This is a genomic window from Tropicibacter oceani (genome assembly GCF_029958925.1).
GTDB lineage: Bacteria > Pseudomonadota > Alphaproteobacteria > Rhodobacterales > Rhodobacteraceae > Pacificoceanicola > Pacificoceanicola oceani.
On the sequence record NZ_CP124617.1, the window covers coordinates 76775 to 89210 of the forward strand.

Below are 12436 nucleotides of genomic sequence, written 5' to 3' on the forward strand. Positions count from 1 at the left end.
CGGTTCGCTTTGCTGCGGAGGGGCCGGGTTTACCAGTCCAGCTTGACCCCGTGTTCAACCGTGACCGAATCCGGCGCCGGCATCGACAGGCGCGTGACGACCGCGCCCTGATCGCGGGCAAACCGACGTTCGCGGGTAAAGTCCAGCGTCAGGCGGTTGATCGCGCTCAGGCGTTCATAGTCGATTTCGAAACCATAGCTCAGGTCGCGGGTCGGCTGGGTGATCATGACGGCCAGATTGACCCCGGCGCTGCATTCCGTCCCGGTATCATAGGACGAGAATTCGCAGGCAACGCGCGGTGTAAAGGTCATCTCGGTCAGCATCTGGCCCAGCTCTGCCGCGCCTTTCTGGCTGCCCAGGCCGGCGAACTCGATCTCGGCATAGAAGCGTCCGCCGCTGAAATCGGGCAGGTCGATCGTGCCGGTGTCGGTCTGGCCCAACTGGCGGGCGGTGACATCGGCATCGCTGACCCAGGCATGGGCCAGGTCAAGCCCGACGCGCGGGCTGATCGCAAAGTTCTGATACTCGCGCGTGCCGCTGAGCGCGACACCACCGAACAGCGCCGCATAGCGGTAGCTGCCCGTGGCATCGATATCCGCAGGTGCCGCGGCAAAGGTCAGATCATAGCGGTGCATGCCGATCGCGGCCGAGGCGTAGTAATCAAGGAACAGCCCCGTTCCAAGGGTCTGCGCGCCATAGACACCGGCGTTCAGGCCATAGCCGTTGATCGTGCCCTCGGCCAGGCCGTCCACCGAATTGCGGCTGAAGTACCCGCCCCAGAAGTGACCGCGCAGTGCCTTGTCCGAGGTGAACGTCTCGCTCTGGCGGGCGAATTGCAGCATCGCCTGGGTGCCGGTATCCGCCGACCAGTTGAGCGAGAAAGACCCGTCAAGGATTTCGCGCCGCATTGTGTAGCAGTTGTAGACATCCCAACCAAAGGTGCCGTCGCTGGTGCCCGTGCCATCCTGAACGGTCAACCCGCCATCGAGGTCCGGTTCGGAAACCGTTCCGCAGGGCACGCTGTCCTGCCCGGCGCGCAACCGATCCAGTGCACCCTTGGCAATGCGGCTGAACCCGCGCTGCTGGGTGCGGACCGTCTGTTCAAGATCGTTCTTGAGGATCTCGGTCAGGGGATCGCGGATCTGGTCGACAAGGTCGTCGGTGATCTGGACCGGCGACAGGGCCAGCGCATAGCCATCGAACCCGCTGTCGGACGAGGCCACCGAAACCGACGGCTGGCAGCTGTGCGTGCCTTCCACCTTTTCGTCGTTGCGCGCCTTGATCGTCAGGACCTGCGGCGCCGTGTAATTCGCGGCGGTAAAGGTCATGGTCGCGGGTGCAACCGAACACTGGTTGTCCCCGGCAAAGGTCAGAACCACGTCCGCGGTCGGTTGACCCAGCAGGACAAAGCGCATGGCGCCGGTGTCGTTGCCGCTTTCCGAGGCGGTCAGGTCAAGATCGGTGACACGAATGACCGCCGCATCGTCGTCGGCGATGGTCGCGCTGGCGCTGAGGTCGCTGGCACTGGTGCTCAGGATCGTTGCCGTATCCCCCGAGGTGATGGCCGTCAGGGTCATCGTCAGGGTTTCCACGCCTTCGATTTCGCCGTCCTCGATCACCGGGATGGCCACCGTGACCGAAGTCTGTCCGGCAGGAATGATCGCGGTGCCGCCGGGCGCCGTATAGTCCGTTCCGCTGCTGGCGGTGCCGCCCATGACATAGGTGATGACCGTCGGCAGTGCCGACAGGCGGTCCTGCGATATCACGAATTCGGCGTCTTGCGGTGTGGCGCCGTTCGCCTCGGCCCCGTTGACCGGCGCTGCGACGGAAACCGGGTTCTCGGCGCATTGCGTCATCGGGATGTTGTTGGCCAGCACATGCGGGTCGCCTGCTTCGATCACGAAGCTGCTGTAAAAGACCGGGTTCGCCGCCAGCGAGGCATCCGCCAGAACGCCGGTGCTGCCGAATTCGGTCGCGCCGAGAACGCCGGGGTTGGCCGGCAGGATGCTGGTCACGTCCAGCGCCCCGGACGACAGGCGCGCCGTGCTGGGCTGGCCTTCGCTCAGGTTATAGCTGTAGCTGACCGTGTAGGTGCCCGGCCGCGTGGCGAACCACTGGTAAGACCCGCTCGATCCGTCCTGCACGATGTTGATGTCATTCGACAGGCCGACCGAGCTGTTGGAGCCCGAGGGCCCGCTGACGGTGATGCCGCCACCGCTGATGATGCGGCCGTCGTCCTCGCAATAGAAATAGCCCTGCGGGTCATAGTCCTGGCTGTCGGGAATCCCGTCGCCGTCCCGGTCAAGGCTGCTGCTTTCGTACAGATCGGGCACACCGTCGCCATCGGCATCGGCCAGCGGCGTGGGATCGGGTGTGCCGGTCAGGTCCGCCAGGACCACCACGGCGTCCGAGGCGACGCTGTCATTGCCCTGCACATCCTGCGCAGCCCCGGCAAGAAGGGTGATCGTCACATCGCCATCATGGTCGGGCGTCACGGTAAAGGTATAGGTGTCGCCGCTGCCGGCAAGCGCCGAGGCCGTGCCGTTGTCCAGGTCCAGCCCGGCCAGCGTCAGGCCGGTGACCGCTTCGCTGAAGGTGGCGGTGACCTCGAAAGGATCGCTTTGCGCATCGCTCGGCGCGCTCAGCGCGGCCGAGGGGGCCAGCGTGTCCTTGGTGGCGGTTGCCGTGATCGGCGCACCCTGGTTGCCCGCCGCGTCGGTCAGGACAACGGTCAAGGTCAGGGTGCCATCCGCCAGAGGCGTCAGATCAAAGGAAAGCGAGCCGCTGGCCGTCGGGACAATCCCGGTTTCCTGCGCCTGCACCGGCGCGCCCGACGACACGATGGTGGCCACGTAAGACGCGCCCACTTCCATGCCGCTGAACACCATGTTCACAGAAGTGACATTCGACAGGTTCACCAGCGCGGGCTGGATCACCACGCCATAGCCGCTGGGCGCGACCGTATCCTTGGTCAGGCTGGTGGTTGCCTGCGGCGCCGGGTTGCCCGCCAGGTCCGTGGCATCGGCCGTCACGGCCAGCGTTCCTTCGGCCAGTGGCGACAGGTCCAGGGTCAGGGTCCAGGCACCGCCGTTGACGTTGGCCGATCCGACGACCGTTTCGTTGCCGGGGCCTGTGACGACGACACTGACCACCTGCCCGTCGGGCAGATCCGTTGCCGAGCCCGACAGCGTCACTGCGCCTGCCTCGGCGGCATTGACCACATCGTCGCCCGCAATCGGAGCATCGAACGCCAGCCCGGGGGCCGTCACGTCCTTTTCGATCTGGTCGGAGACCACCTCGGCGGGGTTGCCCGCCGTGTCGATGATCGTCAAGGACAGGGTCACCGTGCCATCCGAAAGGGCGGACAGGTCATAGCCGGTCAGCTGGTCCAAGGCGGTCAGAACCGTTCCGGTGAACACCGGCGTGGTGCCGCCGCCGGACGAGGCAAAGCTGAATTCATAGCCTGCGCCGATCTCTGCCCCGGTCAGGGTGAACCCGATGGCGGTCTGGTTGGCCAGGTTCACGGCAGGCGCATCAAAGGCAACGCTGTGGCCAAGCGGCGCGGTCGAATCCTTGCTCAGCCCGGCGATGGCCTGAACGGCGGGGTTGCCCGCAAGATCGCTGGCATCGGCGGTCAGGCCAAGCGGGCCATCGGCCAGCGCCGACAGGTCGGCATCCACGCTCCAGTCGCCGCCTGCGACAGGTGCGCTCAGCGCCACCTGGCCCGAGCTTCCGTCCGAAATGACAAGGCTGATCAGTTGGCCATCCTCGGCCCCGGAGGCGGTGCCGCTGATCGTGGTGCTTGCAGCTTCGGTCCCGTTGACCACGTCGTCCCCGGCCAGCGGTGCGTCAAAGGCCAGGACCGGCGCGGCGGTGTCCTTGGTCACGGTGGCCGTTACCGCGGGCGCGGCGTTGCCCAGCGGGTCGGTCAGCACGACGGACACGGTCAGGGTGCCATCGCCAAGGCCGGACAGGTCCAGCCCGCTCAGCTGTTCACCTGCCGTGGCAATCGTGCCCGAGCCGGTCATTGCCGTGCCGCCTGCGTCGGAACTGATGGAATAGGCAAAGGCTGCGCCCACCTCGGCATCGGCAAGGGAAAAGCCGATCGCGGCTTGGTTCGCGGCATTCACCACGGTTTCGTCGAAACTGACGCTGTGGCCCGTGGGGGCGATCACATCGCGGAACACCGTGACGGTTTGCGGCGCCGATGTTGCGCCATTGGCGTCGGTCGCTTGAACGGTGATCGAAACGCTGCCGCCCGGCCCTGACTTCAGGTCGATCGGCAGCGACCAGGCGCCACCGGAAACCTGCACCTGGTAGGACGTAACGGTCGTGTCCGGCTGGGTTATGTCGATGTCGACGGTGTCGCCATTCTGAACCTGGCTGGCCGTACCCGTCAGGGGAATGGGCCCGGCGTCGGCAAGTGTGATGACATCATCGCCCGCGATCGGTGCCGTGATGCTGACCCCCGGCATGGTCAGGGTTGCGCTGTTCCCCGCGCTGGAGCCCAAAGACGAGCTGAGATCGCCCACCGTGTTGCTGTAGCTTCCGGCGCCGGTCAGGGCCACGTCGACCGTGACGGCGCATTGCGCGCCCGCCGCGACTGAGCCGCCGGAATAGGACACAAGCCCGCCGCCCGCGCTGGCGCTGAGGGTGCCACCGGTACAGGTGCTGGCCGCGTTCGACGGTGTCGCCACGACCATCCCGGCGGGCAGAGCATCGGTGAAACCAAGCGCACCCGCTGCGACCAATGCGGCCGAGTTGTCGATCGCAAGGGTCATGGTGACGGTGCCGTCATGCGACACGCTGGGCGCGGCAAAGCTTTTGGCAAAGCCGGGGGCCGGGGCCGGTGTCACGTTCAGCGTGGCGGCGGCCGTGCCGGAATTCCCCAGCGCCGTGGTCAGATCGCCGCTGGTCAGGGTGACATTCGATGCCCCCAGCGCAACGATGTCGACCGCAACGGTACAGCTGGCCCCGGCGGCAACCGTTCCGCCTGACAAGGCGATGCTGGTCGACCCTGAAACGGCGGTCACCGTGCCTGCGCTACAGGTCGTCGTGGCATTGGTCGTCGCGGCGACATTCAGATCGCCGGTCAGCGTGGTCGCCAGGGCAAGGCTGCCAACCGCAGTCGAAGCCCCGGTATTGTCGATGGTATAGGTCAGGGTCGTGACCTCGCCCTGCGTGACGGCGCCGGGGGCAAAGGCGGCGGACAGCGCCGGCTGCGGTTCGACCAGGATGGACGCGCTTGCAGGCGCCGCCTGCTGCACGCCATTCACGGTCATTGCCGAGCTGACGAACTGGTACGTGCCGGGCACCGCATTGGCCGGAACCTGCACCGCAAAGGACACGGTGCATTGCGACGCGGCGGGGATTTCCAGCCCCTGGGCCAGGAATGCCCCGGTTCCCGCGCCGCCAAGGGATGCGCCGGAGCAGGTCGACCCGGTCGAGCCCGAAACAACCGTGCTGCCCGGGATGACCGAAGCGATATCGACGGCGAACTGGTTGTCAGGCAGGGCGGTTCCCGAATTCGGATTGGTCAGGGTATAGGTCAGCGTCGCCTGCGCGCCCGCGCCGACAATGCCCGGCGCCTGGAAGGCCGCCGACAGCGTGGGCAGCGAATAGGTCTGCACCAGGACCTCGGCGCTGGCGGGCTCGCCCGTCACGGTAAGGGGTCCGGCAATCGTTCCGGTCACGTCCGAGGTGCTGCCGGAATAGACGCCGGGTGTGACGACCGCCGGCAGGGTCAGCGTAAAGGTCGCGCTGCACGAACTGTTGGCGGCCAGCGTATCGACCACGACATTGGCGTTCCCGGCCGGGAAGGTCAGGGTGATCGGCCCGCAGCTGTTGGTGGCCAGCACCGGCACCGTTCCGGCGGGAAGGTTTTCGGCGAATTCGGTAAAGGTCAGGTCCGCGACCGCCACGTCCAGGGGGTTGCTCAGGGTGTATTCGACGGAAAACACCTCGGCCGGGACGACGACTGCCTTGCTGTAGGACTTGGTCAGGGTCAGCACGTCCTTGCTGACCTCAAGCGGCGCGGTGATCGCGGGCAAGGAGATGGGGCTGCCTGCGACGGTGGCGTTGATCGCCGAGGTGGCAAAGACATGGCTGCCGTCTGTGGCCGTTGGGGGAACCAACAGGTCCAGCGAAATGACGCAGCTCTGCCCTGCCGGAACTTCGAGTGATGAGGCAAACAGAAAGTTGCTGGAGACGATGTTGAACGCCGGCGCAGACCCGCAGGAGCCCACTGTGGTCAAACCGGACGCCGTCGCCCCCGACATGGCCAAGGAAAAGGCTTCGGTGAACGAAATCGCGGTGTAATCCACCCCCGATGTGTTTTGCAGCGTATAGCTGACGCTGACGGTCTGGCCCGGAACGGCGGTGGCCGGGTTGAACGCCCGTGTGGTGGTCAACGGCGTGGCCGGAATGACCTGCAGCTGGTCCTCGCCCGCGGCTGCCACGGTGGCAACGCCGCCAGCGGTTGCGGTCAGGTCCGAGGTGGTGTTGGTGAAGGTGCCATTCACGCCCGCAGGAATGTTGATGCTGAACGACTGATCGCACTGCGCCCCGATGGCCAGCGTAGGCACATTGACGGTGACAAGGCTGGGGTTCGACGCATCAATGGTGGCCCCGCAGGTGGACGAAAACCCGCCCGCATAGGTGGCCCCGGAAATGAAGCTCTCGAGATTGTCGGTATAGGACAGGTTCACCGAGTCACTTGCGGATTCCGTGTCGCTGGTGACGGAAAAGTTGACCACGGCCACGCTGCCTGCGGGCAGGATCGAGTCCTGAAAGGATTTGGACAGCGTCAGAATGGCGCCGCCTTCAACCTCGAGCGTGGCGCTGGCACCCGAGGATGCCGTCAGCGTCGCGCCATTCACCGTGGCGGTGGCCACGTCGGCGGCGGTGAAATAGCTTGCCGGTGCGACGGCGGTCGAAACCGCATAGACCACATCAAAGGTGCAGCTGCCCCCCGCGGCAAGCGACCCCGAGATCAGACTGATCTCGGCCCCGTTCAAGGGCGCTGGCGGGATGTAACTCATGCTGCTGCCAGAGCCGCAGACATCAGGCTGGTTTCCTGCAGGGACGGTCAGGCCGGTCGGTATCAGCTCTTCCTCAAAGGCAATGTCGGACATGGCCTGGCCGGTGTTGGGGTTGGTCACGGTATAGCGGGCAGTGATCGTGCCGCCGGGCTGCACCGGGCCGTCGATGAACTGCTTGGTGACAAGCGGCGCCTTGCCGCCGTCCGCGACAACCCGCAACCCGGTCGAGGCCGCGGGCCCGACATAGGTGTCGCCGCCCATCGTGGCGGTGATGGCGCTGGACGTGTTCGTGTAAACGCCTGCGGCGGTTCCGGCTGGAATGACCACATCGACCGTGAAATCACAGCTGTCGCCCGGCGCCAGCGATGCGCCGGCCAGCGTCAAAGCGCTGCTGCCCGACAGGCTGGACCCTGCGCCGCAGACGTCGTTCAACGGTGTGCCCGCCGCGACCAGCCCGCTGATCATCGCATCAAGGTCATCGCTGAAGGCAAGGTCCGTGGCGGCATTGTCCCGGCTGGTGTTTTGCAAGGAAAAGGTCAGGCCGACCGTGTCCCCGGCATCGGCGCGGGCGGTTGCGAACACCTTGTTGAAGGCAATGCCGTTGATCGGCGGGGCGTTGACGTCCAGCGTGGCTTCGGCGGTGTCGTTGCTGATGCTCCCGGAAAAGGAGTTGATCGCCAGCGTGCTGGACAACCGGTGCGTGCCGGGGGTGCTGCTGGTGATGTCGGCCTGCAACGTGCAGCTGGTGGTGCCCGCAGTCGTTATGAATCCGGTGGTCAGGGTCAAAACGCCGGTGCTGGTATTCACGTCAATCGTTCCCGGGCAGTCGGCAATGACACTCGTGGGGCTGGAAAAGCTCACGCCCGACGGCAGGGTTGCTGTCAGCGTTGCGCTGCGCCAGTCGGCAAAGCCGCTGGTGGCCACAACGATGTCGAAACCAAAGCTCAGCGTGCTGATGCTGCCGGGGTTGATCGTCGTCGGGACAAGCGTCTTGGTGAAGTTGGCGCCGCTAAGGGCATTGACCGTCAGATCGTCCGAGGCGCTGCCGGAATTGCCCAACGACGAGGTCAGATCCCCGGTCGTAAAGGTATGGGTGGTCACCGTGGACGACGTGACTGGCAGCGTGATGGTGCAGCTGTCACCGCTGCCAAGAGAGGCGCCCGTCAAGCTGAGCGTCGAGCCGCCACTGGCAGCGGAAAAGGTGCCGGCCGGGCAGTTGTTGGTCTGGCTGCCGGCGGCCACGGTAACCCCTGACGGCAGGGTGGCGGTAAAGGCAAGGTTTTCGGCTGGGGTCGACTCGACCGAATTGTCGATGACGAAACTGAGCGTCGAAGAAGCGCCTTCGGTGATCGTATCCGGCGAGAAACCGGTGCTGAACAGAGGTTGGGCCAGTGCCGGAAGCGGCGCCACAAGGAACAGGACAGTGCACAAAAGGCGCAGGGCGCGTGACGCCGGGCATACCAAAACGTTGTTCATGAATCTGTCCCCAATCGGCAATTGAAAAAGCGCGGTCGCCCGTCGGCAAATATCCGCGCATGATTGGGATCACCCTAGGATCAGCCCCCCGATATCCAAAGGCGACAGTTTCCCATAGGTCAGTTTTGCCGGGACTGTGTCAAAAATGCGCATTTCAGCTGTGATCGGGATCACAGCTGGGCCGCTTGCCCCCGCCTGCTGCCTATTCGCGCGACACCGTATACAGCTGCCCCGGCATGATCGGCCCGGCCAGCACGGTCTGGGTTCCATCGGCCCAGCGAATGCGCGCCTCGGCGGCGCTTTGGGCGGTGCCCAGGCCGAAATGGGCAATCGGCGCGTCAAAGCTCATGAAGCCGCCGCCAAGCTGGATCTCTCGGGTCTGGAGGCTGCCGTCGTGGCCCACCAGCGTGACCTTGGCGCCGATGCCATCGCGGTTGCCCGCGCCGTCGCGCAGCCGAATGGCCAGCCCCGGTGCCTGGGTGTTGTTGCGAAAGACCGTCAGCGGGCCGTTGACCGGATGGGTCACCATGTCCAGGTCACCGTCACCATCCATGTCGAACTGCGTCGCCGAGGCCGTCATCAGATAGTCCTCAAGCCCGAAAGCCCCCGAGGCTTCCTCCAACGTGCCCTGCCCGGTGTTGTGAAAGAACAGGTTGGACGGCGACACTTCGTTCGGAACCCAGGTGCCGTTGACGATATAGACATCCTGCCAGCCGTCCTGATCGAAATCAGCGATCTTGGTGTCCCAGCTCCAGCCGCCCACATCCAGACCGCGCTGCGCCGCCGTGTCGACAAAGGCCGCGCCTTGCCATTCCAGCATGACGTTCGAGCGCAGGATCTGCTGATGGGTCAGCGCGATTTCGTCTGCCAGGGGCTGGCGCGCGGGTTTGAAATGCAGGGCGCAATAGGCGGCAGGCACCGGTTGATCGGCGGGGATCAATTCGCACAGCTTGGCGTCGCGGCGCTGGATCGCCAGATCCTTGATCAGCATGGCCTTGCACTCTGCCTGATAGCGGCCGTCCAACTGCTGGCAGCGGTTCGCATAGGTCGGATCAAAGCTGTTGCCGGATTTGTACCAGGCCTTGATCGCCATGTTCCGTTCGCACACGCCTTTGGCGTCGGCATCCTCGATCTTGTCGCAATAGCGTTCCAGCGGCTGCATCTTGAGCTTGCGCGACACGCCAGAGGACCGCCCGGCGATCTGCGCAAGGTAGACCGACGGTCTGCCCTGGTTGAACAGGTCGGCGGATTTGATGGCCATGGTGGTCGTGGTCGTATGGGGAATGACGCCATCGGCATGGGTGATCATCGTCAGGTTGCCCTGGCCATCACCGCGATAGAAATAGTCGGGAATGTCAAAGTCGTTGCCGACGATCAGGTCCTGCGCTCCGTCATCGTCGAAATCGGTGAACAGGATCGACAGGGTTTCACCGGGAATGCCGGGCAGCGGCGCATAGCTCGCGGCATCCAGCGCCCCGGTCTTGTTCAGAACAATGCCGTTGCGGGCCTCTTCGCCGGGGATGCGGCGGTACCAACCCGCCGCCCAGTTGCCCAGGGCCAGGTCCAGGTGGCCGTCGGCGTCGATGTCGGCCAGGCTGATCGCCATCGACAGCGGCGCGTCGGGGTTGTTCGGGACGGGCCGGGGCGGTTCGGCCCCAAACCGGCCATCGACATTGCGCCACCAGAAGTTGCCGTCCAGATAGGTCGCCAGGAACAGATCGCGCCAGCCGTCATTGTCCAGGTCCGCCAGCACCGCGTTGAAGATCGGCTTGTCCGCCAGCGCCCCCAGCGGCACGTCGATGCGGGTGAACTGACCGCTGCCATCGTTTTCGTAAAGGTAGAGCCCGACCTCGGTCGAGGCGACGACAAGGTCGATGTCTCCATCGCCGTCGATGTCGCCCGACGACAGGCTGCGGCCCTCCCAGAAGGGCGGCCACATGTCGCGCATGGTGAATTCAACGGGCTTGTCGATGCCGATTGTGCTGGCCTCTTGCCGGGTAAAGGGAGTCTTGGCCGCGGGGCTGGGCGGGGTAAAGGGCGTGCTGTCGACGGTGATGCGCGCCGCATCGGCGCTGGTTGCCTGCAACGCCAGGGCAAGCCCGGCGGCATGGGCCGCCCCCCACAAGGGCGCGTCGTCGGCCTGCCCGGTCAGCATCCGAAGGGCCTGATCGCTGCGCCATTCGTGATAGGCATTGGCCCCGAACCCGGCACCAAACCCCAGCGCCGCGATCACCAAAGCCATCATCGCCGCCGCCCGCAGGCCCAACGTCTGGTATATGATAAAGAAGGAATAGATGGAAAAGCTGCCCAGCGTGAACAGCAGCGCCATCACGAAACCATGCGACAGCCCCGCCGCGATCAGCGCTCCGGACAGCACCACGTCAAAGGACATGGGCACCGGCAGGAACAGCCCCGCCAGCGTGACCAGCGCCAGGATGCCGATGCCAAACCCCAGCCCCATGATCAGGTCTTGCGGCAACAGCGTGCCGACCGCCGCGCCCAGAAAGCCGGCCAGCAGCATCAGCGGCACGGTCAGACGCAGGATGTACCAAAGGTTGCGCGCATAGGCGACAACCACGCCGATCACCGCCGCGACCAGCGATTCCGTTTCGGTGTTCAGCTCGCTTGCTGCCCAGGGGACCTGCCGGATCTCGCTTGGTGCGATCTGTGTCGAGGGCAGGTGGCGGCAGATCAACGGCACCGCCACAAGGATCACGAACAGGCTGAGCGCGATCTTTGTCACGGCCATGTAGAACGGCAAAAGGCTGAACAGCATGGACAACACCACGATGTTCAAAGTAGGCGAGGCGACCATCGCCGACAGGGTCGTTTCCGCCCGCATCCCGGCCGAATACATGCCCTTGCCGATCGGGGCGACGCAATTGGCGCAGACGCCAAGCGGCGCGCCGATGAACATGCCCAGAAAGGAATTGGCAAAACCGCCGCGAAAGCTGCGCTGGCGCAGATAGCCCATCGCCGTCATGAAAGCGGCGGCGAAAAGGATGCCGAAGGTCATCCCCTTCTTGTTGGTGTTGATCCAGTTCAAGGTGGAATAATAGATCTTTTCGACCGTGCTCATGGCTTCGGTCAGCTGGTACTTGGCCTCAAAGCTCAGCGGATCCTCAAGCTGGATCGCCCCGGACATCATCGCCTTTTCGTTCAGCGCCGGATAGCGCGACCCGGTCCAGAACAGATAGGCCAGAACAGCGACGATCAGAACCGCAAGGAAAAAGCGTTTCTGGTAGGGCGGGGATATGATCGTTTCCAAGGCACCACTCCTGATGAAATTCGCGTCGCGTAAAAATCACGAGGAACGCCATGAAAAACACCCGGCGCCCTCAGGCGATGCCGGGCCTGCCCTGGCCCGGCTGACGTTGCGGGCCTATTCTTCCTTGATGTCTTCGGGGGTGATGATCACCCCGCGCGAGACCACGAAATGCCCGGTCATGTAGAACGGCTTGGCCATCGAGGTTTCCGGGTTGCCCCGCCCATTGTCGATCGGATTGACGATTTCGACCTTTTCATCGGTGGCTGCGCGCAATTCAAAGCGATAGACGCCGTCCATCGCCTCGGCCCGGTCCAGCTCATAGACAGGCGTCCCCGACACCGCATGGACCTGAGAGATTTTCCCGTTCGGCGCGGCGACGACCATGGTGGCATTGCTCAGCCCGATCCAGTTTTCGAACCAGACGGCGTTGGAGTTGTGTTGCTGAACCGGATCGACGGTATTGGCCACAAGGGCGGTCGCCGCCCCAAGCCCCAGTGCCACGATCAATGACATGCCTCGCATAATTCACCTCCTGAAAATAATGTCTTCTGGGCCGCCAGTGTAAAAACCCGGCAGCTTTTCAAGCAGATATACTACCGCATTTCCCCCGAAACTCAAAAGCTTTGTCCCGGCTGCCAAAGCGCCCCGACGG

The 12436-nt window shown here is 64.6% G+C and carries 3 protein-coding genes; all 3 read right to left on the minus strand.

Annotated features, from left to right (window positions below):
* Window positions 1–29: 29 nt before the first annotated feature.
* Window positions 30–8516 (minus strand): DUF7933 domain-containing protein, encoded by an 8487-nt coding sequence (locus QF118_RS19275; protein WP_282302540.1) that lies wholly within the window; start codon window positions 8514–8516, stop codon window positions 30–32.
* Between the two features lie 202 nt (window positions 8517–8718).
* Complete coding sequence (locus tag QF118_RS19280) at window positions 8719–11784, minus strand: FG-GAP-like repeat-containing protein (protein ID WP_282302541.1); 3066 nt, start codon at window positions 11782–11784, stop codon at window positions 8719–8721.
* A 114-nt stretch (window positions 11785–11898) separates the two neighbouring features.
* Entirely contained in the window at window positions 11899–12297 is a 399-nt protein-coding gene (locus QF118_RS19285; protein WP_282302542.1) for a hypothetical protein, read from the minus strand.
* Window positions 12298–12436: the final 139 nt, after the last annotated feature.